The sequence below is a fragment of the Paenalcaligenes sp. Me52 genome, assembly GCF_050487965.1.
GTDB lineage: Bacteria > Pseudomonadota > Gammaproteobacteria > Burkholderiales > Burkholderiaceae_B > Paenalcaligenes.
On record NZ_JBKQFO010000001.1, the window covers coordinates 1,534,625 to 1,560,585 of the forward strand.

The 25,961-nt window shown below is 50.0% G+C and carries 20 protein-coding genes and 1 pseudogene; 13 read left to right on the plus strand and 8 right to left on the minus strand.

Features of this window, described 5'->3' with window-relative positions; translation table 11 throughout:
* Nucleotides 1–120: 120 nt before the first annotated feature.
* From ACLO87_RS07240 to ACLO87_RS07255, 4 genes are all read right to left on the minus strand, one after another.
* Nucleotides 121–2,157 carry a TonB-dependent copper receptor gene (locus tag ACLO87_RS07240; protein ID WP_430223214.1) on the minus strand — a complete coding sequence of 679 codons (2,037 nt, stop codon included), beginning with the start codon at nucleotides 2,155–2,157 and terminating at the stop codon, nucleotides 121–123.
* Between the two features lie 42 nt (nucleotides 2,158–2,199).
* A complete protein-coding gene (locus tag ACLO87_RS07245) occupies nucleotides 2,200–2,628 on the minus strand; it encodes a hypothetical protein (protein WP_135864250.1) in 429 nt (142 codons plus the stop codon).
* A 149-nt stretch (nucleotides 2,629–2,777) separates the two neighbouring features.
* The gene (locus ACLO87_RS07250; protein WP_430223215.1) at nucleotides 2,778–4,496 is read right to left on the minus strand and encodes a thiamine pyrophosphate-dependent enzyme; all 1,719 of its coding nucleotides are present in this window, start codon (nucleotides 4,494–4,496) and stop codon (nucleotides 2,778–2,780) included.
* 235 nt (nucleotides 4,497–4,731) lie between these two features.
* Nucleotides 4,732–6,816 carry a serine hydrolase domain-containing protein gene (locus tag ACLO87_RS07255; RefSeq protein ID WP_430223217.1) on the minus strand — a complete coding sequence of 695 codons (2,085 nt, stop codon included), beginning with the start codon at nucleotides 6,814–6,816 and terminating at the stop codon, nucleotides 4,732–4,734.
* 285 nt (nucleotides 6,817–7,101) lie between these two features.
* On the opposite strand from ACLO87_RS07255, the gene ACLO87_RS07260 reads away from it, so the two are divergent.
* From ACLO87_RS07260 to ACLO87_RS07280, 5 genes are all read left to right on the plus strand, one after another.
* Entirely contained in the window at nucleotides 7,102–7,785 is a 684-nt protein-coding gene (locus ACLO87_RS07260; RefSeq protein ID WP_135864245.1) for a response regulator, read from the plus strand.
* Between the two features lie 33 nt (nucleotides 7,786–7,818).
* Complete coding sequence (locus ACLO87_RS07265; RefSeq protein WP_430223218.1) at nucleotides 7,819–9,231, plus strand: sensor histidine kinase; 1,413 nt, start codon at nucleotides 7,819–7,821, stop codon at nucleotides 9,229–9,231.
* A gap of 155 nt (nucleotides 9,232–9,386) precedes the next feature.
* Complete coding sequence (locus ACLO87_RS07270; RefSeq protein WP_430223734.1) at nucleotides 9,387–10,340, plus strand: Bug family tripartite tricarboxylate transporter substrate binding protein; 954 nt, start codon at nucleotides 9,387–9,389, stop codon at nucleotides 10,338–10,340.
* Nucleotides 10,341–10,427: 87 nt separating this feature from the next.
* Nucleotides 10,428–10,871 carry a tripartite tricarboxylate transporter TctB family protein gene (locus tag ACLO87_RS07275; protein WP_430223735.1) on the plus strand — a complete coding sequence of 148 codons (444 nt, stop codon included), beginning with the start codon at nucleotides 10,428–10,430 and terminating at the stop codon, nucleotides 10,869–10,871.
* Nucleotides 10,868–12,391, plus strand: a complete 1,524-nt coding sequence (locus tag ACLO87_RS07280; protein ID WP_430223219.1) for a tripartite tricarboxylate transporter permease — start codon at nucleotides 10,868–10,870, stop codon at nucleotides 12,389–12,391. The genes ACLO87_RS07275 and ACLO87_RS07280 overlap by 4 nt, the downstream gene beginning before the upstream one ends.
* A gap of 135 nt (nucleotides 12,392–12,526) precedes the next feature.
* Here ACLO87_RS07280 and ACLO87_RS07285 read toward each other — a convergent pair whose 3' ends face one another.
* Together ACLO87_RS07285 and ACLO87_RS07290 are read right to left on the minus strand one after the other, a co-directional pair.
* On the minus strand, nucleotides 12,527–14,083 hold the full coding sequence (locus ACLO87_RS07285) for a phospholipase D family protein (protein WP_430223220.1): 1,557 nt from the start codon (nucleotides 14,081–14,083) through the stop codon (nucleotides 12,527–12,529).
* Nucleotides 14,084–14,221: 138 nt separating this feature from the next.
* Nucleotides 14,222–14,845 (minus strand): annotated as a pseudogene (locus ACLO87_RS07290) (glutathione S-transferase family protein).
* Between the two features lie 114 nt (nucleotides 14,846–14,959).
* Between ACLO87_RS07290 and ACLO87_RS07295 the strand changes: the two are divergent.
* Complete coding sequence (locus ACLO87_RS07295; protein WP_135866163.1) at nucleotides 14,960–15,844, plus strand: LysR substrate-binding domain-containing protein; 885 nt, start codon at nucleotides 14,960–14,962, stop codon at nucleotides 15,842–15,844.
* Nucleotides 15,845–15,872: 28 nt separating this feature from the next.
* On the opposite strand, the gene ACLO87_RS07300 is transcribed toward ACLO87_RS07295, so the two are convergent.
* Both ACLO87_RS07300 and ACLO87_RS07305 read right to left on the minus strand, forming a co-directional pair.
* Entirely contained in the window at nucleotides 15,873–16,952 is a 1,080-nt protein-coding gene (locus tag ACLO87_RS07300; protein ID WP_430223221.1) for an acyltransferase family protein, read from the minus strand.
* Nucleotides 16,953–17,646: 694 nt separating this feature from the next.
* On the minus strand, nucleotides 17,647–18,477 hold the full coding sequence (locus ACLO87_RS07305; protein ID WP_135866167.1) for a GntR family transcriptional regulator: 831 nt from the start codon (nucleotides 18,475–18,477) through the stop codon (nucleotides 17,647–17,649).
* 148 nt (nucleotides 18,478–18,625) lie between these two features.
* Here ACLO87_RS07305 and ACLO87_RS07310 point away from each other — a divergent pair, with 148 nt between their 5' ends.
* From ACLO87_RS07310 to ACLO87_RS07340, 7 genes are read left to right on the plus strand one after another with little or no spacing between them, the layout of a single operon-like run.
* The gene (locus ACLO87_RS07310) at nucleotides 18,626–19,294 is read left to right on the plus strand and encodes an isochorismatase family protein (RefSeq protein ID WP_430223222.1); all 669 of its coding nucleotides are present in this window, start codon (nucleotides 18,626–18,628) and stop codon (nucleotides 19,292–19,294) included.
* A gap of 3 nt (nucleotides 19,295–19,297) precedes the next feature.
* Nucleotides 19,298–20,236: a polysaccharide deacetylase family protein gene (locus ACLO87_RS07315; protein ID WP_135863443.1), complete on the plus strand. Its 939-nt coding sequence runs from the start codon at nucleotides 19,298–19,300 to the stop codon at nucleotides 20,234–20,236.
* Nucleotides 20,233–21,174 (plus strand): polysaccharide deacetylase family protein, encoded by a 942-nt coding sequence (locus tag ACLO87_RS07320; RefSeq protein WP_430223223.1) that lies wholly within the window; start codon nucleotides 20,233–20,235, stop codon nucleotides 21,172–21,174. Before ACLO87_RS07315 ends, ACLO87_RS07320 begins: the two co-directional genes overlap by 4 nt.
* On the plus strand, nucleotides 21,174–22,607 hold the full coding sequence (gene leuC, locus ACLO87_RS07325; RefSeq protein ID WP_430223225.1) for a 3-isopropylmalate dehydratase large subunit: 1,434 nt from the start codon (nucleotides 21,174–21,176) through the stop codon (nucleotides 22,605–22,607). Before ACLO87_RS07320 ends, leuC begins: the two co-directional genes overlap by 1 nt.
* Nucleotides 22,604–23,215 carry a 3-isopropylmalate dehydratase small subunit gene (gene leuD / locus ACLO87_RS07330; RefSeq protein ID WP_430223226.1) on the plus strand — a complete coding sequence of 204 codons (612 nt, stop codon included), beginning with the start codon at nucleotides 22,604–22,606 and terminating at the stop codon, nucleotides 23,213–23,215. The genes leuC and leuD overlap by 4 nt, the downstream gene beginning before the upstream one ends.
* 60 nt (nucleotides 23,216–23,275) lie before the next feature.
* Nucleotides 23,276–24,685: an FAD-dependent oxidoreductase gene (locus tag ACLO87_RS07335; protein WP_430223227.1), complete on the plus strand. Its 1,410-nt coding sequence runs from the start codon at nucleotides 23,276–23,278 to the stop codon at nucleotides 24,683–24,685.
* A gap of 47 nt (nucleotides 24,686–24,732) precedes the next feature.
* Nucleotides 24,733–25,944, plus strand: coding sequence for an ABC transporter substrate-binding protein (locus ACLO87_RS07340; protein WP_430223228.1), 1,212 nt, complete (start codon nucleotides 24,733–24,735; stop codon nucleotides 25,942–25,944).
* Nucleotides 25,945–25,961 lie beyond the last annotated feature (17 nt).

Here is a 25,961-nt window from a genome sequence, read left to right on the forward strand (position 1 = left end):
ATGGTAGCAGGGAATACCTGCGCCTTTTACGTCAAGAGGTAGGGGGCATTGCAGCAGGTAGTGTTGTGCATGAGAAGCCAGCTTAGGGCTGATGTAGGGCCAGCCCTAAGCATAAAGGGTCTAGAAGGTCACCCGCATGGTGGCCCAGAACGTGCGGCCCGGGTTATTGATAGATGTGTTAGAGGCATAACCGAAGCCTGCATTACCCGCTAAATTCAGGTGTTCGCTATAGGTGCGGTTAAACACGTTATCTACCCCGACGCTGAAGGTTAGGTTTTTGTTGGCTTGATAAGCCGTGTGCAGTGCTAAGGTGCTAAAGCCGTTACTAGGCCCGAAGTCTTTACCTACTACGTTACCTTGGTTCAACGCATAGCGACTTTGTCTGGACACAATGCGCCACAAAGCACCAGCAGACCATTTACCTGACTCGTAGCCTAGGCTTAGACGCGTTTCTAGCGGGGGGATTTGCGGTAGCGCTTGGTGATCGCTAGTGTTTTTACCCCAAGAGTACGCAACGGTGGTGCCCAGCTTCCATTCTGAGGACAAAGCGTATTCCACACCTAATTCGCCCCCAAAAATACGTGCATTCACGTTAGAAACTTGGCTCATACTGCCCATCATGCCGCCAGTACGGTAGTTAAACAGGATGAAGTCTTGCACGTGACCTACGTATGCCGAGGCCCAGATATCCCACGCATCCGTTTTGTGCTGAAGCCCAATATCTACCTGTGTGGTTTTCTCTGGCTTAATGCTATCAAAGGCATTTTTGCTGCCAGGTGTACCCATATTAGGAGAGAACAGTTCCCAGTAATCTGGCATACGTTGTACATGACCCAATCCGGCATAGAAGCTAGTGGAGTCGCCTAGCTTTTGCTCTAAGCGTAAGAAGCCACTATATAAGGTATCAGTACGGCGTTGGTTATGGGTTAGGCTGGCTTCTCGGTAGTCTTTCACGCTAGCGAAATCAACACGCATGCCAGCAATGATCTTCTGGGTGTCCGTAGTTTGCCAATGCAACTCTGAGAACACACCAGTATTTTCAAACTGTGCATCTTTGACGCGAGGTTTGTCACGGTGGGTGTTGAGCATGCCACGGCGTGCACGATGTCGGCTGCGCTGTGTGTCTAGGCCTACATCCATTTTTACGTCGTCAGACAAACTGAATTGAGTTGCCAATCTACCGCCCCATGTGGCTCGATCTACGTTAGAGGTCATGGGCATTTTCATGCCGCCCGAAGGACTAAACTCGCGCAGGCTGAAGTTGTCCATGTCATGGTCGGCGTAGTTGTAGTACACCTGTGCTTCAACTTTGTGCCAGTTGTCGTTGAGGTTTTCTTGCTCAAAGCGTAAGGCAACGCTTTGGCGTTTGAACTTCACGCCATCCATGCCGCGACCGGCGTAACGGGCTTCACCATCGCCAGCACCGGCAGATAGCTCTATGCGAGTGTCGTCATTAGGCGTTAAACCTACTGCGACATCCGTATTCCACTTTTTCCATTTGGATGGCACCTTGTCAGCATTACCATCTTCGTAGTCTTGGGAGTGGGAGTTATTGGCCGTAATGCGGGCGTAGTACTGTGAGTTACCAACGGCTAAGTCGGCAGACTGGTCATTACGCCCCCACGAACCTCCTGTCAAACTGCCATCAAACTGTACAGGTTGGCCCTCGTCAAATACAGGGGCTTTTCTATCAAATCTAATGGTACCGGCTGATGCACCTGGCCCCCACAGTACGGTTTGCGGTCCTTTGATGACTTCTAGCTCATCAAAGTTTTGTGGGGAAATGTACGAGGTGGGGTTATCCATGCGGCTAGGGCAGGCACCGGGCATATAGCTGTTATTGGCCAAAATAGCCAGGCGCGAACCGAACATGCCACGAAATATAGGGTCGCCATTACTGCCGCCATTGCGAATAGCGCTAAAGCCAGCAATCGTCGATAAATAATCAGAGCCGTCACTGGCAGGCAAGGGTTGTCGAGGCTGTTTAGGGTCAGTCACGAAATGTAGTGGCGTTTGGTTTGGCTTCACACTAGTGACCACCAATGGATCAAAGAGTTTGGTAGGTGGTGTGTGCGTATCAGCAGCGTAAGCGTATGGGTAGGCGCAGCACAGCGCCACCGCTGCGGCGCAAGGTCGCAGGTAGAAAAAGGGTGACATACATATCCTGAAGTAAACGTTGAACGTACGAAGAAAGTGCGGTCAGGTCCATTCAGGTGGGGCACGGGCACCTAGCGGTGGGCCGCAGATGCCGTGGGCGCAGTGTTCCGTTTGTGTTCCAAGAGCTAACCACGGGTAGCTGTACCAGCTCTTGGCGACCACAGCGAGTGTGCTATCTAGCGCATCGGGTAGTAATTCTATGTGAACGAGAAAAGCCGGACAGGTGGCATGGCCGGGGGCTTGGTGTGTCTCGTCGCTAGAAGATTCAGCGGCAAAAAGCAGTTCTAAGCGTTGTGAGCTATAGCTGCCGTCTGCAGTACAGAACGTAAGTTCAAAGGTGCCGTCTCGCCATGCATCAGCGCTGGGCATATAGCCCATAGGCAGTGCGCTACGCAACAGCAGAGCGCAGAATAAAAAGGGCAGCCACAGGTAGCGGTTACCTAGCAGATGGGTGAGGCGTTGGGACGTCAAAGCACTATTGTTTTTGTTTATGACGAGACGATATAGTGCCAAGTATAGAACGTTACAACTTTATACGGCTATCTCTGTGACGACTGAACCACTAAACACAAACGCCGCATTTTGAAGGCGGCGTTTGTAGGTGCTGCAGTAATGGGCGATTAGGTCAGCAGGTTACGTGCCATCGCTAATACGTCTTTACCTTCCCCTGCCAAAATGGCTTTGGCCGAATACAGTGCAGTGCCAAAGACTTGGTCTGCACCTACCTTCGGTGGCATGATCAGTTCAAAGCGGTCGGTGACTACATCCAGCAGAGCGGGGCCTGGCTCGTTGATCCAGTCGCGAACAGCTTGGTCCACATCGGCACTTTTTTCTACACGGCGCGACCAGAAGCCAATGGCTTCAGCCACTTTCGCAAAGTCTGGGTTGTGCAGGTCTGTAAAGGCACTGATCAGGCCTTCTACTTTTTGCTCCAGATCCACAAAGCCCAGTGCGCCGTTGTTAATGATGCAAACCTTAATGGGCAAGCGTTCTTGTATAGCAGTCAGCAAATCACCCATGAGCATGGCCAAGCCACCGTCACCCGATAATGAGATCACTTGTCTTTCTGGGAATGCTGCTTTAGCACCTAGCGCTTGCGGCATCGCACCGGCCATCGTGCCATGCGTTAAGGAAATCACGCGGCGGTTTTTACCAGTAGAAGGTACATGACGTAAGCACCACAACATGGCCGTACCACCGTCTGCCGTATAGATAGCATCGTCAGCCGCGTGTTTGGCAATAGTTTCCACCAAGTATTGTGGATGGATAGGGCGGCCTGACTGGTCGATGTTGTGCTTTTCTTCTTTGGCTTTATCTTTGGTGTAGAGATCCAAAGCAGCTTTAAGGAAAGTGTCGTCTTGGCGTGCATTGACCAGTGGTAGCAAAGCTTGCAGGGTATCTGGAATATTACCCACTACACCCACGTCAACGGGGTGACGTCTGCCAATGTGGGTGTTATCAATGTCCACTTGGATGATTTTGGCGTTTTCGGGGTAGAACTGGCGCCATGCAAAGTCACAACCCAGCAGTAGCAAGGTGTCGCAGTTGGCAAGTGTATGAACCCCGGCGTAGTAGCCCAACATGCCGGCCATACCTACATCAAAGGGGTTATCGTGAGCCAAGAAGTCTGTGGCACGTGATGTGTGTACTACCGGAGCACGTAACTTTTCGGCTAGCGCCACGACGTGATCGTGCGCCAGTTCGCAGCCAGAACCACCATAGATAGCAATTTTCTTACCGGCATTTAGCAGGTCGGCGATGCGTTGCACTTCAGACTCTGAAGGCAAAACACGAGGCTGAGCATGATGAACGGTGTAGTGGTAGGGTGTTTTAGGCGCAGGCGCCATCGACACATCGGCTGGCACAATCAACACGGCTACTCCACGTTTAGCTAAGGCCGCTTGGGCTGCCATGACTGTCAGTCGTTGTGCTTGCTCGGGTGTACGGATTTCTTCACAAAATACCGAGCAGCTTTCGTATACCGATTTGAAATCTACTTCTTGGGGGAAGTCAAAACCCAGTTCGTCGCGAACAATCTGGCTGGCGATTAAGACTACGGGCGCGCGGTTACGATGGCTTTCCATCAAACCGTTGATGAAGTGCAAACTGCCAGGGCCACATGAGCCAGCGCAGGCAGTGAGTTCGCCGGTGAGCATAGAATCAGCACCAGCAGCAAAGCCGCCAACTTCTTCGTGTCGTACATGAATCCAACGCATATTCTTGTTGGTACGAATGGCGTCAGTAATGTAATTTAAGGTGTCACCGGGAACGCCATACCAGCGTTTTACGCCAGCTTGTTCCAGAGTGTCGACAATGACTTGTGCTACGGATTGGGACATGCGTGACTCCTGTTTGATCAGTTAAAAACGGCTAAAGTAATTTTCCTGCAGAGTTACTCTTTGTATTGTAGTCAGATTATTTGAAAAACAATCTTGGCCTTTACCATCCTTTAGCAGTAATAAAAAAACAGCTCTCTAATCCATCAGGGAAGATCAGAGAGCTGTCACAGCAAGCGCTGTAAACAGGGAGTAGTAAATGGAGGTAGTTTAGCTAGTTGTATGGCAGAAGCTTTGCTTAGCGTTTGACCATACGAATCTGGAATGTGCTGCCGGGTAACCCAGCAAATACCAAGGCGCCTTGTTCGGGCAGAGTAATAGGGGTAGCGCCATCCACCACACTGTAGTGCAGGGTGTTGGCTTCACCGTCGTAAATAGCGTATGCACCCTTATCTGGCACCGTGATCTGAGGCTCATAGCCAGCGGTTGCGGGCGTCAAACCAAACCATGTTGCTAAGCCATCAGCGGCAATTTCTACGTGCTGTGTATCAAGCGTTAAGGCGGTGATGGATTGCTGGCTGATCAACACATCATCGTTTAGGTGCAGATACTCCTTCCTGCCGCGTGTTTCAAAGGTGGCTAGTTGTGTTTCTCGTCCTGCTTGGCCGGGAATTTGCACTTCGCTGACGGCACTCTTGGCATCACGTATGCGTTTGGCTCCCCAATAGCCCTCGAAGTCTTTAGTAACCTGTACTTCTTCAGGCGGTAAGCCCGTTAAGAAACGCTCTGAGTTATAAACCAATTTTACGGGGTAGTAGCGCACACCATTGCGGGCCGCCCATGCTGCCTTAGTGCTAGCGTTTAATGGGTTGGGTTGTAGCTTCTGAGCTTGAAACTCAGAGGTGGCTTCTTGCCCTAAAAGAGGGTGTGTACCGTAGCGGCGTACCCATAAATAGGTGCGGCCATTGGCGGCGTCTACAAACTCTATGCGTGTACTGCGGTCAGGGCTCACAAACCCTTGGTTACCGGCGTATTGAAAGCTTTGCATGTCGGCATCAGGTACATCAACATTGAGTTCGCCTGCTTGGCTAATGGTGATGGTTAAGCGACCATCGCTATGGGCGTACTCCCCCGCGTAAGAGGCCAACTGTTGGGGCATGATGACGCCAGCTAATACGGGAAAGCTTTTCTCGACCAACGAGGTTGTAGCGATGCCTTTGGTTGCCAACGCTTGCAATAGCAGTTTGGTGGCCAGTTGTTGATTGAGGCTGCTGCTGCCACCTGTGCTGAGTACCACGGCAGCCATGTTTTGCTGTGGTAGTACAACGAGTGAGGCATGGTGTGAGGTGATGTCACCGCCTTTGGCTAATGCTTGGATGCGTAGGTCATTAAAAGGGTACAGCTTGACGCTATCCCATCCCAACCCGTAGTTGCCGCTATCATCTGCTTCAGCAGGCCATAAGCCGCGACGGTACTCAGCGGCTTGCATTTGGGCTAAGGAGTCTTCAGACAATATGCCTGCGCCATTTTGCATGAATACACGAGCAAACGAGGCCATGTCTTCTGCCGTAGAGTTGATACCACCAGAAGCGATGACGTTGTAGTGTATCCAAGGCCAGTAGCTGGACGGGTCTTCAGGTTTAAAGTAGGCATAGTCAGCCGTGGCCGATGTGTTTTCGGGCGTGCTGCTGTGCGTCATCCGCAAGGGACGTAGGAAAGTGTCGGTGATGTATTGCGTGAAGCTTTTGCCACTCACACGTTCCACCAATTTTTCGGACAGGGTGAAACAGCTGTTGCAGTACACCGAGTACGCACCAGGGTCGGCATTCAGTTCTTGCGTAGACAGAATGGTTAAAAAGTTGTCGTAGCCGTCAGTAGAATTATCACCACTAATCAAGGCATCGTTGACGTAATCGTCACCACGTAAGCCTGCTGAATGGTTCAACAACATACGCGCTGTGATGCGCTTATATCGTGGGTCTGCCATGGTGAAGTCAGGCAAATAACGATAAATAGGTGTGTCTAGATTCAACGCATTAGTTTCAGCCAGTTTCATCACACTGGCTGCGGCGAATATTTTGCTGACCGATCCTATGCCATAGACAGTGTCATGATTCAGTGGTTTTACGTTCTCACCTACTTGTCCAGAAACCAAGATGGTATCTACATCAATGAGTGCATATTGCACGCTGGTGTAATCCGAGCTTTGCACTAGGTTTTCGGCTAAGGTTTTGGCAAAACGATCGAGTGCCAACGTAGTGCGACTGTCTTGAAAGGTGGCGGTGTGAGCCATAGTTTGAGCGTGTGCAGCGCCGGATAAGGCAGCACAAAGAGCCACAAGAAGAATGGTTGTTTTTGTTTTGAGTTGCTGGGTCCGCAGCATGGAACATCCTCGGTGTAGATCAGATCATGGCAGGATAGTGCCAAGGTAGCCTGCATTATGCGTGCCTATTGTTGGCCTTCTGTGGGCTAATTGTTGCCGTTGTGTGTAGGCGAGAAAAGGCTAGATAACGAGCACAGAACAGCAGCCTTCAGGCGGTGTGAAAACCTTAGCGTGCTCAAGACGCTGTCAAGAAATGAAGCAATAAGGTGCGTGCCGTTTTTTGTGAGTTGGCTATGATAGCGCTAACAAAAACGTAATCTTGAGAGGGGTTTGTGAATCTACATCATGCGTATTTTACTGATTGAGGACGAGCCAGATCTGGCGCTATGGCTGACGCGTAGCCTAGAAAAAAAAGGGTTCGCGGTGGAATGGGCAAACGATGGCTTGGTTGCTCATCACCGCTTACAAGTAGAAGAGTTCGAGGCATTGGTGCTGGATTTGGGGCTACCCAGTCTGGATGGCAGAGCATTGTTGCAACGATTGCGCTCTAACGATAATCGTACGCCCGTACTCATTTTGACGGCACGAGACTCCTTGCAAGAGCGTGTGGAGACCTTAGAGTGCGGAGCAGATGACTTCTTGCCCAAGCCTTTTCAAATAGAAGAACTGGTGGCGCGTATTAATGCGTTGATTCGACGTAGCCGCGGCAAAGATAAGCCGCGTATGGCCTGTGCGGGGTTGGTGTACGACTTATCATCGCAGCGTTTCAGCTTGGATGGCGTGGCGCTTTCCGTGTCACCTAGAGAAGCGGAAGTGCTGCGCTTATTGGTAAGTCGTAGTGGTGAACCGGTGAATAAAAAGTACATTCTGGAGCGCCTAAACGACCAAGATGTAGAGGAAATCAACATTGAGGCTATTGAGGTGCTTATCCATAGACTACGCAAAAAGCTGCAGCATTCGGACGTGCAGATCAGCACCTTACGTGGTGTGGGGTATTGCTTAGAGCCGGTGGATGATGATGGCGTGTAATCGCAATATGGCTAATGCTGGAGGTACTGACGCATGTTAAAAAGCCTGCGTTCTACGCTGCTTTCTATTTTGATTCCTGCGGCGGTGGTGACCTCCGGCGTGTCGTTGGTGATTTCCAGCTTAGAGCTTACCGAGCAAGTGAATGCCGCCTTTGATAGGGCGTTGGCGGGGGCGTTGAAATCCATGGAAGCCAATGTACGCACCATTAGCGGTGGGCTGGCGATGGAGCAGTCCTATTACATGATGGAGTTCATGGAATACACCATCAGTAGCCAAGTGTATTTTCGTGCAGTCACCGAAGATGGTTTATCGGAAATTGGTTTTGCCGGCATGCCGTTGCCCGCTGAAAAATTAGAAAACAATAAGCCTGTGTTTTACAACGCTGAATACTTAGGCGAGCCTTTACGTATTGCGGCAGTGGTGATGCGTTCAGGAGGGCGTTTAAATACCTTTCAAGACAGTCGCATCATTATTCAGGCAGGCGAAAATGTGAGTGATCGCAATGCCTTTATTAGTAAGGTGGTGCTACAAAATTTGGTGCAAGACGTCATCACCCTTATCTTGTTCATTCTATTAATTCTGGGTGGTACGTTGCTGGCGTTGCGTCCGCTGCGCAAAACCAGTGAAGCGGTACGATTACGATCGTCCGATAACTTGCAGCCTATAGATGAAACCAGCTTGCCGCGTGAGGTACGCCCGCTGGTGCAGACCATTAATCTGCATATGGAACGTTACGCGCTGAAATCCAGAGAACAGCAGCAGTTCTTAGATGATGCGTCACACCAGCTTAAAACTCCCTTAGCCGTGTTGCTGACCCAAGTGGACTTTGCCCGTTCCATTGCGAAAACCGATGAGATGAAAGAGGTGCTAGCGGCAATACAAACACGCCTGAACAATACCGTACAGATGACGCACCAGTTAGTGGCGTTATCCAGAGTGCATGATGCGGCAGACCAGTTGCGTACTAAAGCCGAATTTGAGTCGGTGGATCTGTGTCAGGTAGCGGCAGAGGTAGTGGATGAGCTCTGGCGGTTAGCACGATCCAAAAAACAAGACTTAGGGTTAGAACTACCGGATGTTCCTGTACGTATTAGAGGGGTGCACTGGTTGCTCTTGCAGGCCGTGAGCAATGTAGTGAGTAATGCCATCAAATATTGCCCAAAGGGTGCAACGATTACGGTGTCAGTCGTGGTAAACGGGCGTGATTGCATTTTGCGAGTGGAAGATAATGGCCCGGGTATGAGCGAGGCAGATAGGGCTAAAGCAGGGCATAGATTTAGGCGCGGCGAGGCAGGCAAGGCGCAGCAAGGGTCAGGATTAGGGTTAGCTATTGTGCAAGCTACAGCACAAATTCATAAGGCCAGCATGCATCTAGCAACGGGCGAGAACAACACCGGATTAGTGGTGGAGTTGCGTTTTAGCAGCGCGGCGTTATTACCCAAATAACTGGGGAATACCCTTGATGTGTGCAAAAACTGCATAAACTGAAAGGTGAGTGAAAGCTTCGCTACGTTAAGGTGCGTGTACTACAACAAGGATGGACTTTCTGGAGAGGTGACATGATGACACGCACTACGCTTCGTACGCTGTTGGTGAGTAGCATGATTGGCTTGAGTGGTTTGGCAATGACCGTACAAGCTCAACAACCTACTAAGCCTGAATGTATTGCTCCTGCACAACCAGGGGGCGGTTTTGATCTGACTTGCCGGGTTGCAGTAAACGGTTTTCTGGAAACAGGCGGTTTGGACCAGCCTATGCGCACCATCTATATGCCAGGTGGCGTAGGGGCGGTGGCGTATAACCACGTGGTTGCACAGCGTGCCAGTGATGCCAATGCGATCACAGCTTTTTCCGGTGGTTCGTTATTGAACCTCGCACAAGGGAAGTTTGGTAAGTATTCTGAAAATGATGTGCGCTGGGTAGCGTCTATCGGTAGTGATTATGGTGTGGCGATTGTACGTAACGATTCTCCTTTTCAAGATTTGAATTCGTTGATGGAGGCGTTTAAAGCCGATCCCACAAAAATAGTATTAGGGGCAGGTGGTTCTGTAGGTGGTCAAGATTGGATGAAAGCAGCCTTAACGGCGCGGGCAGCCGATGTAGACTTCCGCAGAATGCGTTTTGTGGCGTTTGAAGGTGGTGGTGAAGCCATGACTGCTTTGCGCGGCGGTCATATTCAAGCCTATATGGGTGATGCGGCAGAAGCCTACACTATGTTGGAGGGTGGTGCTCCTATACGAGTGCTGGCCGTCTTCAACGACAAACGTTTGGATGGTGCTTTGGCCGATGTTCCTACGGCTAAAGAGCAAGGCTTTGACATTGAGTGGCCTATTATTCGTGGCTTCTACGTAGGCCCTAAAGTGTCAGACGAGCAGTATCAATGGTGGGTAGCTGCATTCGATAAATTGATGCAAACCCCCGAGTTTGCTCAATTGCAGCAACAGCAAGGGTTGTTTCCGTTCAACATGACCGGTGCTGAGTTGGATACGTATGTAAAAGGCAAAGTAGTGGAGTACCGCGAACTCGCCGACTCCTTTGGCCTAATCAAAAAATAATGCTTTGATCCCCTCTTTAGCCCGGTAACGATTTACCGGGCATCTTTTTCCTGCCTGTTTGATGCAGGAGATTCAGGAGACTTCATGATGACGCTAAATAATCGCGTGCTAGGAGTGAGCGCGCTGGTTTTTGCCGCCCTAATCACGGCTTTTGGCTATGACTTGGAACCACCGTTTTCCTATGAGCCTGTAGGTCCTAAAGCTTTCCCGTTGTTGCTGGCGTTCATTATCGCGCTGTGCGGGTTGAGGCTCATACTCAAAGGCGGTGGTGAAGTGGCGCCCAACCCCCCTGGTGCTACGGCTCGTATTGTAGTGATGGTGGGAGTATTGGCCGGTTATGCCTGGTTATTCCAATGGTTAGGTTTTATCGTTGCAACAGCATTGATGGCGATCTGTGTGGGGCGCTTGTTTGGTGCCTCATGGAAGCAATCCATCATCGGTGGTGTAGGCATGGGTATAGGGCTTTTTCTGTTGTTTGACTTGGCTTTAGATGTGGTCCTGCCGCATGGCATCTTGGGAGAATGGCTATGAGTGATACTTTGACGTATCTGGGCATAGGTTTTGGGGTGGCATTTTCAGGGCTGAATCTGCTGGTGGCAGCGATTGGCTCGTTCATTGGCACCATTGTTGGTGTGTTGCCCGGCTTAGGTCCCATTAATGGCGTTGCTATGCTGGTGCCTATTGCCTTTGCCATGAAGTTACCACCAGAGTCGGCATTGATTCTGCTGGCTGCGGTGTACGTGGGGGCAGAGTACGGTGGGCGTATTACGTCTATTCTGATTAACGTGCCGGGTGAGGCTGCAGCGGTCATGACCACCTTGGATGGTTACCCGTTGGCACGTAAAGGGATGGCCAGTGTAGCGCTGTCATTGTCGGCGTTTGCGTCTTTTATTGGTTCGGCAATTGCGATTTTTGGGATTGTGTTACTCGCGCCGTTGTTGGCGAATTGGGCGGTAGCGTTTGGGCCAGCTGAATATTTCGTACTGATGGTGTTTGCCTTCTGCGCGCTGACTAGCTTACTGGGTGATGAACCCGTCAAAGGTATTTTGGCAGCCATGCTGGGGCTGTTCATTTCCACGATAGGTGTGGATGCTAACTCTGGTGTGTACCGCTACAGCTTTGATATTCCTAACCTTGCTGATGGCATCGATTTTGTTGTGGTCGTGATTGGGTTGTTTGCGGTCGCTGAAATGATGCAAATGCTAGAAAACCTGCTAGGTGGGTTATCCATTGAAGTGCCTAAGAGCAAACGTAAACTCTTTAATTTTAAAGAGCTAGCCTTTACGTGGTGGAGCACTCTTCGTGGTGGTGTGATGGGTTTCTTTATTGGGATTCTTCCTGGTGCAGGGGCCAGTGTGGCATCCGCTGTAGCCTACGCCAACGAGAAAAAATACATTGAAGGCAAAGACCCTAATGCGTGTTTTGGTAAAGGCGATATGCGCGGTTTGGCTGCGCCAGAGTCCGCCAATAACAGCGCTGCTACGGGGTCTTTCATTCCTATGTTGACCTTAGGTGTGCCGGGTTCAGGTACAACTGCCGTGATGATGGGGGCGCTTACCCTCTATAACATCACACCGGGTCCCATTCTGTTCGAAGCACAACCACAAATCGTCTGGGGGCTGATTGCATCCTTGATGGTGGCTAACGTTATGCTGTTCCTGATGAACGTGCCAATGGTGCGTGTGTTTGCAGCGATGCTTGCCATTCCTCCACGTTTGTTGGTGCCTGGTGTATTGGCCATCAGCTACATTGGTGTGTATGCCTTAAACGGCACGGTCTTTGATTTGGGCATGGTGGTAGGTATAGGTGTGATCGGTTACTTCCTGCGCAAGCTGGACGTACCCATGGCACCTATGGTGCTGGGGGTAGTGCTAGGCAACATGATGGAGCAAAACCTACGTCGCGCCTTGTCCATCACAGACGGTGATATTGGTATCTTGTTTAGCAGCCCTGTCTCTATAGGTTTGTGGGTTGCGGCTATTTTAGTGAGCGTAGGGCCTATGGTGTTGCGACACTTCTCGCACCGTAAAGCCAAAAGCAGTGAGGCGTAATGAGTGTGAGTGAGGTTGTTCATACACGATAAACACACCAACGTTAATCATCTTGCCACAAGCGTAAAACGGCCTAGACAGCGTGATTGTCTAGGCCGTTTTGCATGAGGTAGTAGGGGTTTGCTGTTTAGGGACTTAGAGTAGTGATTCTATGGGCAACCAAGACAGAAAGCCCACGTATAAACGCTTCCAAAACGATGATGCAGGCTCTGTGGTTTGTGTCTGTGTACCTTGAGAGCTTTGGCTAATCCACACTAAATCATTGTTTTTTTCTAGCGCGAGTTTATACGCGTAGTAGGGGACGGTATGGTCAAATGTGTCGGTAATTGCTTTGGCCATGTCTTCGCTTTCAATCACAAAGCCTAGCTCGGTGTTCAACACGGCAGAGCGAGGGTCAAAGTTAAACGACCCTACAAAAACTCTCTTGCCATCTACCGCAAAGGTTTTTGCATGTAGGCTAGAACCTGAACTACCAAATGGCCCCGCTTTCTCTTTGGCCCGATCTTTGTCGCCTTCTCTGCGCATTTCAAATAGCTCTATACCTTGTTGAAGCAAGGGGAGCCGGTATTTGGCATAGCCTGCGTGCACCGCTAGCACGTCGGTTGCTTCCATCGCATTGGTGAGAATGCGTAAGCGCACACCTTGTTTGGTGAGTGCGGAAAATGCATCTACTCCTTGCTGAGTAGGAACGAAGTAGGGCGATACCAAATCTATAGATTGCGTGGGTTCTCCCAATATCTCCAACAGCCTAGGCATTAACATGGCGGTGGGCTGTGCTTTGCCTAATACCTTGTCTGGATCGTCACTGACCATGGTGACGGGAACCCATTGAAAGGCTAATTGGCCAGCCAATAGATTTTCTACAAAGGTAGAGGTGGCAATAGTTTCTACATACGCTTGTGCTTGTGGAATAAGCGAGGCGTTGCGTTCTTCTGATAGTAGTGCCTCAGCTGTTTTTTGGTCTGGTGCATCAACCAGCAGTTCTATGGGATACGCCGCTTGGTGGTTCCAGTAGCGGTCAAAATCCTTAGAGACCTCATCAACGACGGGGCCTACTACCATGACATCTAAATCGGCAAAGGCTACGTCTTGGGTCGCGCCAAAATACTCATCACCAATATTGCGTCCACCTACAATGGTCGCTTGACCATCTACGGTGAGCGACTTGTTGTGCATGCGCCTATTCAGGCGACTGAAATCGGTTAAAAAACCTAATTGTTTGAAGGTGCGAAATGGGAAGGGGTTAAAAAGTCGTACTTCCACATTGGGTTCGGCATTGAGCAACGCCAACTTTGCATCCAGACCACTGGTGCCGTTGTCATCAATCAGCAAGCGCACCCGCACATCACGTTTAGCGGCCTCATGCAGAGCATGCAGCAGCAGATTGCCAGTAATGTCATCCCGCCAAATGTAGTACTGAACATCTACGCTGCGCTGCGCAGTCGAAATCATCAAAATGCGTGCAGCAAAAGCGTCTAGCGCATCAGGCAGTGGTACCACACCAGAAAGTAGGGGGTGTTGTGCCACTTGGGGCTGCACACTTTTTCCCAGCAATGTATCGTGGGTGTCGTGTTGCAGGCAGGCTTCTGAAACCGTTTTATCTGGCGTGGCGGGTAAATGGCAGGCAGACAGAATTCCCGCAGAAAGCAGCAACAACGCATTGCGCGGTGAAAAGTATCCCTGTCTAGTCATGATGATTCAGCAATATGAGAGTAGCGAGACGCGTGAGCCCACGAGCTATCGTGAAAGCCGTTGACGACGCCTACCACATGGTAGCGCCGTCTCAGTCTACTAAAAAATGGCTCAAGTTGCGAAGATAGAGAAAAATAGTTACGCCCCTGTGGCGGGTTCTGGCAAGGTAATCCCTTTTTGGACAGCAGGGCGTGCAGCAATACGATCATGCCACGCACTCAGGTGAGTATGGTGGCTGAAATCGAAGTTAATAATACGTGCGATATGCGACCAACCAAAATGGGCAATATCCGCAATAGAGTAGTCATCACCTGCCAAATAAGGGTGTTGCGCTAGCTGTTGATCAAGCACACTAAAAACCTGATCTGTCATGCGTTGGTAGCGCCCAATAGCGACGGGGTTAGGCGTGCTATCAAATAATTCAAAATGCACACGTTGACCAATAATAGGACCAACACTGGAGGCATGAAATTGCAGCCATTTAATGGCATCCTAACGTTGTTGCACGTCGCTGGGTAAGAGCTTTCCGGTTTTCTCTGCCAGATAAAGCAAAATGGCTGCTGACTCAAATAGCACTACGCCGTTGCTATCGTCTTTGAGCACGGGAATACGGCCATGTGGGTTCAGTGCTAAAAAATCAGGCTGACGATGTTCACCTTCTTCTATACGAATATGGTGCAGGGTGTAGGGTATGCCTAACTCTTCTAAAGCGATGGTGATTTTAAAGCCGTTAGGTGAGCTGTCGGTATAAAGCTGTAACATAACAATCTTTGAATTTTCTAAAGGTAGAATAGGGCTTAAGTTAGGTAATTTTCGGTCGTTATTAGCTTGTAAATAAAGCGATTTATACTAACTTTAGAGTTTAGGAAAACTAAAATGAGTGTAATGCCACCTTTGCAGGCGCTACGTACGTTTGTAGAAGTCGCCAAACAGGGCAGTATCAAAGGTGCTGCTGAGGCACTACACGTGACGCCGGGTGCTGTGAGTCAGCAAATGCGTTTACTGGAAGAACGCTTAAATACCGAGCTATTACAACGTGAGCGCTTAGGTATGCGCCTGACCTACATGGGCGAAAAACTCTACCCCATGCTGAATGATGCGTTCGCACAAGTTGATAGAGCGATGGATATGGTGGCGGCACACGCGAGCACCAGAACACTCACTATCAGCACAGTGGCTGCATTTGCAGCGTCGTGGTTGGTGCCGCGTTTAGGCCGTTTTACGCAGCAGTATCCGCATATAGAGGTACGAGTGGAAACAGGCTCTGATCTTGTAGACATGCGTAAAGATCGAGTAGATATCGCGTTGCGGCATGGGTTGGGCGACTACCCCGAGCTAGATGTGTTGCCCTTGATGGCGCCCGTCTTGGTGCCTGTGGCAGCGGATAGCTTGCTGCAAGGACATGCCCTGCGTGAGCCAATAGATTGCTTGAATTATCCGTTATTGCACGATGTAGACCGCGCAGACTGGTCGTTATGGTTACGTGCGCATGGTGTACAGGTAGATGAACGTGCGCGATCGGGCGGTGTGTTTGAAGATGACTATTTACTCATACGTGCCGCGGAATCAGGACAAGGCATAGCCTTGATTCCAGAGGCCTATGCGCGTGAGGAAATCAAAGCGGGTAGATTGGTGCAAGTGCTAGATAAGCCGTGGCCTGCGCGATTCGCTTACTACATCGTCACGCGACCAGGCGCTGCGAAGCGAGCAGAGGTTCAAGCTTTTATTGAGTGGGTTTCGGCTGAGGCCGCAGCGATGTGAGCTTCAGACGTTGCGTCATATAGGCTGGCTACGTAGCAAGAACTGGTAAGTTACGTTTGGCACGCGTAAACAGGTTATGCAACAGCATAGGAATGGCTACGCCTAAGCCTATGTAGATAGGCCATGTAAATGGGCTGTAGTAGTGATTAAGGGCTTTGGTGTGGTGCAGATCCCAGAGTCCTAGCCATGAAAACACAATATCCAGCAGTACAAAGGCCAGTATGTGGTACGACATAATGGGTTTAGAGTGCTGACCTATTTTTTTAAGTGCAGCCATGTTCTGGTAATGCGCCAGTATCTTAGCAATAGAAAAAATAGCGACGATGCCCGCTAAGGCTGTTAGGGTTTGACGCGCAAAGCCCAAACTGTATTTACTCCATGCAATGACCAGAGGTTGCAGTGCATCGTATTGCTGCATCAGGTAAAGAAACACGAATGAACCTACAAAGCTGTATAAGCCAGCCAGTTTGAAAATAAAACCTTTAGCGCAGTACCCCAATAAGAAAAACGATGAACCTACTAATACCTGTGATAGCAGGTTGTAGTAGAAGATTTTATTGGCTTGATATAACGGGCCAATGACGTCCATGCCTAGCAGCCCCATTAGCAAAGCGGCGCTCAGTACGAGACTATAGTGAACGCTAGTGTGGCGAACAGTTTTATCTAGTAGTAGAACAACCAGAAAGCACAGCAGGGACGCAATGGCGTAGGCAAATAAAAACCAGCCTACAAAGAAATAGCTACCACCATGAAAGCTTTGCTCTATAGGGTAAAGCACTGAATTTAGTAGTGAGCCTCGCCACATGCTGGTATAGGCAATGGGATACAACTGATGCAAGATGGCAAAGACCAACGCGATCAATACATAGACTGCTGCGATGTAGAACAGGTGTTTTTTAACAATGCCTAGTGCGTGCGACGCTACGCTGCGACGGGTGTTGAGCAGCAGACCACCCAGAAAGAAAAATAGTGGCATGTGATAGACATAGGGCTTTAGAAAGGTAAATGGGTCACCGGGGTAGTGGCCTATTACCACTGCAATAATGCCTAATGCTTTCACATAATCCAGTACTAGCGAGTCTGTGTTGCTGATCTTAGGGGAGGACAACGGGTACACCTTTTTGCTGCTTTCTTGATTACACGGTAACAAGAAAGGCGTGAGGCTACTAAGTAAAATTATCTAAGGTCTTGTGACAATTTATTGGGACATATGCCCTACAGCGTTGAGTATTTGTCGTGACAGTAGCTATATCGACTGCTACACCTTGGCCCATTGTCATTGGGGAGTAGCGATTTCTAACAGCGTGTTAGGGAGTCCACGTCAACAAACTTGAAGAGCCTTCCTTCATAGCGTGCTCAGCCGTTGCACTAGCAAAGTTTGTCAGGCGAGACCTTTGGCCACTCTGCTCTATGCTGTCGTGGTGCTAGCCTTATTACTGAATCGCAAGAAATTAGCACGAGGCTCTGCAGAGGTGCGAACTGATGTGGTACCTGAAGAAGAGGAACTAGAGCCTCTAAAAATACGCCCATTGGTAGTGAAACCTCACAGGCTTAGCCCTCGCCAATATCTCGGGTGCCATGATGATTCAAGCCACCATCCCTAGCGCCCTAGGCCTCTTTTTCATCCCTTGGTTATTTGATGGGCCATTGTTGTTATCAGGAGTGATCACTGCGTTGGCCATCGTTTACTTATGGTGAATCTTCAAACGTGGATCAGTACAAGGGCGTGAGCTACTGGTGGTGAGTGGTGGTTACGCGTTATTTGCTGTGCTGGTGTTTTACGGCTTCTATTGGTAAAGACGTTAGCGTTGAAAATCCTGTGCAAGCTCTAGGTTGTTATTGTTGCCTCTAGACCAGTTCATTCGGTATTCAAAACGATCAGGCGTGTACAGGATCTCTGAGTAGTTGATAGGGCGTTCGTCTGCATCTATAAACAGCCGGCGTAGCTTGAGTAAGGGGGATCCAATAGAGGTTTTTAGTAGGCGAGCAGAGTGCTCATCGGCAAGTGTGCAGGTAATAGCTTGTTGTACGTGCTCAATGGTAATGCCTGCTTTTTGTATGAGGTCTACTAGAGCATGATTAATTAAGTCTTCGGTGCAGAAAGAGCGTCCTATGTCTTCAAGCAGGTAACTCTGCGAGTGAGAAAAAGGTTCGTTCTTGAGATAGCGTACACGAGACACATATTGGATGGTTGTACCCAGTTCAATGTTGAGTTGCTCAGCAATGCCAGCTGCTGCTGGAATGTAGTCCAACGACTTTACTTCTACTGAGGTGTTGTGACCAATAATGGATAGGTTGGCCATTAAACCATCAATACTGGCAATAACCGGGCGGCCCATGATGGCAGTGTTTTCGCTATAGGTGACTTGTGTGCCACGCCCGCGAGCACGGGTAATTAAGCCCTCTGCTGCTAAGTCATTTAAGGCACGTCGCACGGTAATTCGGCTTACACCAAAGTTCTGTACCAAATCATTTTCAGGCGGCAAACTTTCGCCATTTCTATAGCTGCCACTAATAATTTGCTCACGCAGCAAGACATACAAGCGGTGGTAAAGCGGTAGCGGTGACTTGTCATCCAGTGTGTTTAAGAGGCCTTCGGGCGTCTTGTTAAGAAGAGATGTATTGGAAGTCATAGCATCCTAAAAGGTGTCTTGGTAATCAGCAAGATAACGAATCTACTTCTGTTTTCACCTAAGGGAAACCCCTAGTGCTGATAGTTATTTTTTTAAATGTATTATTAATATAACATTAATACTTTGGAAATGTAACGAGGCTCTAGACATGGAAGCATCTGGGAAAACAGCGCGCGAACTATACGAACAAATTAAAGCTAAACCTGTTCGTCCACGTTTTGGTTTTGGCAAAAAACCTATTTTGGTGAACATCGATTTGCAGAAGTCGTACACCAACGTGGGTGAGTTTGCGACGGCTTACGAAACAGATCCAAAGCAGATGGAGCATGTAAATGCTTTGGCAGGTGCATTCCGTGCAGCAGGTTTGCCAGTGGTATGGACGTATGTGGCGTACATGGAATCGGGCGAAGATTGTGGTGTATGGGGTACCCGTAGTGATACGCCTGACTCATTACAGAACATCAAAGTAGGGTCAAGACGTGCTGAGTTTGACGACAGATTGAAGATTGATCATGTGAAAGACATCATCATCAATAAACGTATGGCGTCAGCGTTTTTTGAGACTAATTTGCGTTCATTAATGACGTGGCACGGTTGTGATAGCGTCATTTTGACGGGCGGGTCTACATCAGGCTGTGTACGTGCAACAGTGGTAGATGGTATTTCCAACGGGTATCGCATGATTGTGGCCGAGGAGTGCGTGGCTGATAAACATGAAAGCCCTCACTTTGCCAGTCTGTATGACATCGCGATTAAGTACGGTGACGTAGTGCCTACCGCAGAGGTACTGGCTCATGTACAGAGCATGAAGGGGTAAGGCATGAGCCATACACAAGTCAGTGACCTTCAGCTCTACGATTATTTGCCTTATGACCAACGCCCTAAACTGGTGTGGCCGGGCGAGTCGCGTATTGCCGTATGGATTGCGCCCAATATCGAGTTCTATGAGTTAAACCCTGCGGCGAATGCCTCCAGAGCGGCTTGGCCGCGCCCACATCCTGATGTGCAAGGTTACTCACATAGAGATTACGGTAATCGTGCCGGATGGCAGCGCATGATGAGAGCGATGGACGAAACCAACTTTAAAGGTTCGGTGTCGTTAAACGTGGCCCTGTGTGATCACCATCCAGAAATCATTAAAGCATGCGCAGATCGTGGATGGGAGTTTTTCTCGCACGGTATCTACAACACGCGCTACGTGTATGGCATGGATAAAGAGCAAGAGCGTGCGATTATCCGCGATTCACGTCAGACCATTCATAAGTGGACAGGGCAGTCGTTGGATGGGTGGTTGTCACCTGCATTGTCAAATAATCCTTGGAGCCTAGATGTACTGGCCGAGGAAGGGGTGCTATATACCTGCGATTTATTTCATGATGATCAGCCCACACCCGTGAATGTCGCGAATGGACGCATGATTAGCATGCCGTATTCGTTAGAAATGAACGATGTGATTGTCTATAACGGCAATCAGTTCACACCGCGTCACTATGGGGAAATGATTAAGCGCCAGTTCGATCAGTTGTATGCCGAGGGGGCAGAGTCAGGAACGGTAATGTGTATTCCCTTACACCCCTATCTTGTGGGGCAGCCACATCGTATCGATGCTTTTGCGGAAGCACTGGCCTACATCGCAGGGCATGAAGGTGTGTGGCAAACCACAGGGCGCGAGATTGCACATCACTACTTAGCGCATTATTACGACGACGTATCAGCCCAGATTGCGGGCATCAAACAGGCTGCAGAGGTGACAAAATGACAATTGATGCGACGTATTTGAGCTATCCCCACAGACATTACGGCATGGATCACGATCGTTATGAATGGTCTGATCTGTTTGAGAGAGCTCCCGTGCAATGGCCTAATCAGGCACGCGTAGCGCTATGGGTTACGCCTATATTGCAATGGTTTCCGTTGAATGCACCCGCTAAACCATTCCGTGCGCCGGGTGGTTTGACGATGCCTTATCCCGATTTTCGTCATTACTCTAGTCGTGACTATGGCAACAGAGTTGGCATATTCCGCATTATGCGAGTGCTAAAGGAATTGGGTATACCGGCATCTGTGGCGCTGAATGCGGCAGTGGCAGAGCGATACCCTGCATTAGTACAAAGCCTGCTTAAACAGGATGTAGAGCTCATCGCACATGGTAAAGACATGGGGCATGTGCATCATGCTGAACTGAGTGAGCAAGACGAAGCACAACTTATAAGCTCTAGCGTAGAGTTGTTGAGCCGTATGAGTGGTCAAGCTATTACGGGTTGGCTGTCACCGGCACGGAGCCAGTCCGCTAATACGATGGACTTGCTAGCAGCGCAAGGCGTGCGTTATTCCTGCGACTGGGCAAACGATGACTTGCCTTATGCCATGAAGGTAACCAGTGGCGAGCACTACGCTATGCCTTTGGCATTTGAAACAGACGACCGAGTTATTTTCCAAGAGTTTCATCAAAACGAAGATGAGTGGCTCACACAAATCAAAGATCGTTTTGATGTGTTGTATCGCGAGTCACAGCAGTATGGTGGACGCGTGATGAGTGTACCGCTGCATGCGTGGGTGTCTGGCGTGCCATTTCGTATAGCTAAAGTACGAGAGGCGTTGGAATATATGTTGGGACACAGCGGCGTGTGGGCGGCGACGGGAACAGACATTTTAGATGCGTATTGCGCTTCAGTTGCGAAGGCTGGAGAGCGTTAATGTCCAGCAGCAAGAAGGCCGTTGTGGCGCGCACCATGTTTGACAAGATTTGGGACAGGCACGTGATCTTGTCCCAACCGGATGGGCCGGATTTGCTGTACGTGGACAGAGATCTTATTCATGAGGGTTCTTTCCATGCTTTTGCTGATCTACAGCGTCGTGGTTTAACTGTTCGTAAGCCCAAACAAGTATTTGGGATGCCAGACCATTATGTGCCTACACGTTCGCGCACGGCAGAAGGTGCGGCAACCATAGAGCTCACGCACATGATTCAGCAGTTTGATCGCAACATGCAGTGGAGTGGTGTGAACCATTTCTCGTTGCAAGATCCGCGGCAAGGCATTGTGCATGTGGTGGCACCCGAGCAAGGGATTACGTTGCCTGGGCTCTTGGTAGTGTGTAGTGATAGTCATACTTCTACCAACGGGGCGTTGGGAGCCATTGCTTTTGGTATAGGCCAGTCTGAAAACGCGCATGTGATGGCAACGCAGACTCTATGGCAATCGCGCCCTAAAGTCATGCGTATTACGGTAGACGGGATACGTGCTCAAGGGGTGTCAGCCAAAGATGTGGTGTTAGCCATCATTGCCCGTATAGGGGCATCCGGTGCCACTGGTTACGCCATTGAATATGCAGGGTCTGTCATACGCGATATGAGTATTGAGGAGCGCCTGACTGTCTGCAATATGTCTATAGAGGCGGGTGCGCGCTGCGGTATGGTGGCGCCGGATGACACGACCTTTGCTTATATAAAAGGCCGCGCGTACGCACCTGCAGGTGTCTTGTGGGAGCAAGCCGTAGACGATTGGCGCAGTCTAGCCAGTGATGCAGAAGCGGTTTTTGATAAAGAAGTACTCATAGATGGCAATGCTATTACGCCGATGGTGAGTTGGGGGACCAGCCCTGAAGATGTCAGCTCAATTTCAGCGCAGGTGCCGGACCCTTTGTCCTTTGGCGATGTGTCGCGTCAACAAGCAGTAGAGGCTGCATTGCAGTACATGGATTTGCAACCCGGCATGGCGTTGGATGCGATAGCGATAGACATGGTGTTTATAGGCTCCTGTACCAATAGCCGCTTGGAAGACTTACGCGAAGCGGCAAACGTATTACGTGGCAAAAAGGTGCGCGTTCCTACTATTGTGGTGCCCGGTTCAGGGGTAGTGAAAAAAGCAGCAGAAGCAGAGGGTTTAGGGCGTGTATTTCAAGAGGCAGGAGCACAGTGGTTGGAGCCAGGGTGCTCTAGTTGTGCAGCCATGAATGGTGATGTGGTACCGGCAGGTAAGCGCTGTGCTTCAACGTCTAATCGTAATTTTGTGGGTCGCCAAGGTAAAGGAGCTCGCACGCATTTGTTAAGCCCCGCGATGGCGGCTGCAGCAGCGCTATACGGTAAGTTGACCGATGTGCGTCGCCTTTCAACCGAGGTGCAGACATGAAAGCTTTTGTATGTGTGGAAGGCGTAGCGGTGCCCTTTGAGCAACGCAATGTGGACACAGATCAAATTGTGCCGGGGCGTTTCCTGAAACGAGATCGCGCACTGGGGTATGGAGCCGTGCTATTTCATGACCTGCGTTTCACCGAGCAGGGTGAAGAAATTGCAGAGTTTGTGCTAAACCAGCCCGCGTATCGTGATGCCACAATTTTAGTCACTGGCGAAAATTTTGGTTGTGGCTCCTCGCGAGAAGCCGCCGTTTATGCTTTAGCCGACTACGGCATACGTGCTGTGATTGCCCCCAGTTTTGGGGACATTTTCCATAATAACTGCCTGAAAAACGGGATTTTGCCAGTGTGTTTACCCGAGCATCTGGTTTCCCAAATCGGCGAGGCATTGCGTACCCAGCAATACCACAGCGTGGTAGTGGATCTGGAAAATCAACAGGTGAGGTTACCCGACGGTACCGCTTACCCCTTTCATGTGGATGCATTTTGGCGCACCTGTTTGCTTCAGGGTATGGATGAGTTGGAGCTTACCTTAAGCCACCAAGACAGTATTAGCAATTTTGAAGACAACTATTACCAACGCTACCCTTGGGCAAAGCTGTAGTACAGGCGTGCCCAGCTACTTGGCTGGTCAAGGTGGTGAATGGGTTTGGGGAGACAGAATATGGCGATAAAGCCAGCAATAGAGGCAGAGTTTGAGTTCAGTGTGCCCGTAGTCATTGTAGGTGCTGGAGCCTGTGGGCTGACAGCGGCATTGTCCGTGGCAGAACAAGGTGTAGAGGTGCTGGTACTGGAGCGCGATGAGCACCCTAGTGGTAGCACGTCGTTATCGGCGGGATTGATTCCAGCAGCAGGTACGCAACTGCAAAAAGAAAAGGGCATAGTGGATACGGCAGAGCAGTTTGCGGAAGACTTAATGGCTAAAGCGCATTACAGAAATGATGCGGTAGTTGTTAACGCCGTAGCAACTGCTTCGGGGAAGACCATTGATTGGTTAATGCGTGAACACAAGCTAGATTTGCACTTGGTAGAGGGGTTTCGTTACCCCGGGCATTCACAGTACCGCATGCACGGGCCGCGCTCGCAATCGGGGGCGGATTTAGAAAGTATGTTGTTGGCTGCGGCCTCACAGGCACAGATAGACATCATGACCAGCGCTTCAGTGGAGGATTTATACGCCACCGAGTCAGGTGAAGTCGTTGCGGTTTCATTTAAACGTCCGGATGGTTTGGTAGAGACAGTAGGTTGCGAAGCCCTGATTTTGGCGTGCAACGGTTTTGGCGGTAATCCAGAAAAAATAGCGCAATTTATTCCCGAGATGGCAGAGGCCGAGTACTGCGGCCATACATCCAACACAGGTGATGCGTTGGACTGGGGGTTGGCGTTGGGCGCACAGGCGGAGGATTTAGGCTCATATCAAGGACATGGTTCGGTGTCGGTGCCGCATGGTTCGCCATTAACGTGGGCGGTGGTGTCACTAGGGGGCATTCAGGTTAACCAGTTGGGCAAACGTTTCGCTAACGAAATGCGTGGTTACTCTGAGCACGCCGAAGAAGTCCTGAAACAGCCCGGGCAATACGCATGGAGTATTTATGATGCCCGCTGCGAACAGCCTGCCTTAGCTTTTCATGATTACAAAGAAGTGCAGGCTTTGGGTGGCATACGTCACGCAGACAGCATAGAAGAACTTGCGGTGGTTACCGGTCTGCCGTTAGCGGTACTACGTGAGCAATTGGAGCAGGTGCATAGCTATACCCAAGGTCAGCAACAGGATCCGCTGGGTAGAAGCTTTACGTCAGAGCAGGCTCTGCAAGCACCCTATAGAGCGGCCAAAGTAAGTGGTGCTCTGTTTCATACCCAGGGTGGGCTGACGGTGGATAGTCATGCCCGTGTATTGAAGCCAAATGGTGAGGTCTTGCCTAATCTTTATGCTGGAGGCGGCGCTGCACGTGGATTTTGTGGGCCGGGGGCCGATGGTTACTTATCGGGTAATGGTTTGTTGACAGCCGTGGTGTTGGGGCGGTTGGCAGGTTTAAGCGCCTGCAGTCAGCTACAACAACGTGACGACAATTAAAAAGCTGGGTGTGTGCGCTACAAAGCACCCAATCAGGAGATAAGACAATGAATGCATTTGATCAAAAACGCAGACAAGTGTTGAAGTACGGTATGGCCAGCGCTGTGATGTTAGGCGTTCCAGGTTTTTCCAGAGCGCAGTCTGTACAGCCCATTAAGGTAGGTATTCTACAGCCCGTCACGGGCACATTTGCGCAAGATGGTGGTTTGGGCCGCTTAGGCGCAGAGCTCGCTATTGCACACATTAATGCACAGGGTGGTATTAAGGCATTAGGTGGTGCGCCATTGGAAATGGTATTTGCTGATGCGCGTTCTAACCCGGAGGTTGCAGTGCAAGAAGTAGAGCAACTGCACAATCAAGGCGTAGTGGCAATTGTGGGCGGCTTCGCTAGCCCCATTTGCTTGGCAGCGACACAAGCAGCCTCACGCTACGACATCCCTTATTTGGTGGATGTGGGGGTGTCAGACCAAATCGTACAACGCGGCTTAAAAAACACCTTTAGGTTTGCACCAGGCTTTGGCATTTGTTCGCAGTCAGCAATAGATAGTTTGGTCAATATGAACGAGTATGCTGGTAGCCCCGCCAAAACGGTGGTACTGGTGCACGAAGACGGTTTGTTTGGTTCAGGCTTGGCTAAGTTAATGCAAACAGAACTGCCTAAACACGGCTTTGAAATCTTGGATGTGATCGCGCACCCAACACCCGCCAGAGACATGTCCAACGTGGCATTGCGCATTCGATCATTACGTCCTGATCTGATTATCCCATCGTCATACTACGGTGAAACCGTGTTGTTGATGCGTACGTTGCAGCAACAGCGAGTACGCGCCAAAGGGATTTATGCGGTGTTGAATGGCGCTGCGTCCAATTTCAGGTTTGTGAAAGAGTTCCCACAAGCAGCCGAGAACATTATGGACTGCAACCACTGGAGCGATCCACGTAACGAGCAAGCTCAAGCGCTACGTAAACACGTGGAAGACAGTGGCACTACGTGGACATACAACATTGCACTAAATTACTCCAACGTTTTGCTGCTGGCTGACGCATTGGAGCGTGCAGGCAAGGCGGATCGCATTGCGGTGATTGAAGCACTGCAGACGTCTCAGTTTGATGGTCACATCATGCCATATGGCCCAACACGCTTTGTGGATGGCCAGAATATGGGTGGCGCACCCGTTGTGACACAGGTTCAGCAAGGTGATATCAAGGTTATTTATCCGTCGGAATTTGCGGATGCCAAACCTAATTATCCGTTGTAAGTGAGAGTGGTCTGGGT

Excerpts from the sequence above, each read along its gene's own strand:
- ACLO87_RS07280 (WP_430223219.1), top strand. The coding sequence starts at position 10,868 with ATGAGTGATACTTTGACGTATCTGGGCATAGGTTTTGGGGTGGCATTT.
- ACLO87_RS07240 (WP_430223214.1), bottom strand. The coding sequence starts at position 2,157 with ATGTCACCCTTTTTCTACCTGCGACCTTGCGCCGCAGCGGTGGCGCTG.
- ACLO87_RS07305 (WP_135866167.1), bottom strand. The coding sequence starts at position 18,477 with ATGACTTCCAATACATCTCTTCTTAACAAGACGCCCGAAGGCCTCTTA.
- ACLO87_RS07295 (WP_135866163.1), top strand. The coding sequence starts at position 14,960 with ATGAGTGTAATGCCACCTTTGCAGGCGCTACGTACGTTTGTAGAAGTC.
- leuC (WP_430223225.1), top strand. The coding sequence starts at position 21,174 with ATGTCCAGCAGCAAGAAGGCCGTTGTGGCGCGCACCATGTTTGACAAG.
- ACLO87_RS07275 (WP_430223735.1), top strand. The coding sequence starts at position 10,428 with ATGACGCTAAATAATCGCGTGCTAGGAGTGAGCGCGCTGGTTTTTGCC.
- ACLO87_RS07335 (WP_430223227.1), top strand. The coding sequence starts at position 23,276 with ATGGCGATAAAGCCAGCAATAGAGGCAGAGTTTGAGTTCAGTGTGCCC.
- ACLO87_RS07255 (WP_430223217.1), bottom strand. The coding sequence starts at position 6,816 with ATGCTGCGGACCCAGCAACTCAAAACAAAAACAACCATTCTTCTTGTG.
- leuD (WP_430223226.1), top strand. The coding sequence starts at position 22,604 with ATGAAAGCTTTTGTATGTGTGGAAGGCGTAGCGGTGCCCTTTGAGCAA.
- ACLO87_RS07270 (WP_430223734.1), top strand. The coding sequence starts at position 9,387 with ATGATTGGCTTGAGTGGTTTGGCAATGACCGTACAAGCTCAACAACCT.
- ACLO87_RS07320 (WP_430223223.1), top strand. The coding sequence starts at position 20,233 with ATGACAATTGATGCGACGTATTTGAGCTATCCCCACAGACATTACGGC.
- ACLO87_RS07265 (WP_430223218.1), top strand. The coding sequence starts at position 7,819 with ATGTTAAAAAGCCTGCGTTCTACGCTGCTTTCTATTTTGATTCCTGCG.
- ACLO87_RS07315 (WP_135863443.1), top strand. The coding sequence starts at position 19,298 with ATGAGCCATACACAAGTCAGTGACCTTCAGCTCTACGATTATTTGCCT.
- ACLO87_RS07285 (WP_430223220.1), bottom strand. The coding sequence starts at position 14,083 with ATGACTAGACAGGGATACTTTTCACCGCGCAATGCGTTGTTGCTGCTT.
- ACLO87_RS07340 (WP_430223228.1), top strand. The coding sequence starts at position 24,733 with ATGAATGCATTTGATCAAAAACGCAGACAAGTGTTGAAGTACGGTATG.
- ACLO87_RS07310 (WP_430223222.1), top strand. The coding sequence starts at position 18,626 with ATGGAAGCATCTGGGAAAACAGCGCGCGAACTATACGAACAAATTAAA.
- ACLO87_RS07260 (WP_135864245.1), top strand. The coding sequence starts at position 7,102 with ATGCGTATTTTACTGATTGAGGACGAGCCAGATCTGGCGCTATGGCTG.
- ACLO87_RS07250 (WP_430223215.1), bottom strand. The coding sequence starts at position 4,496 with ATGTCCCAATCCGTAGCACAAGTCATTGTCGACACTCTGGAACAAGCT.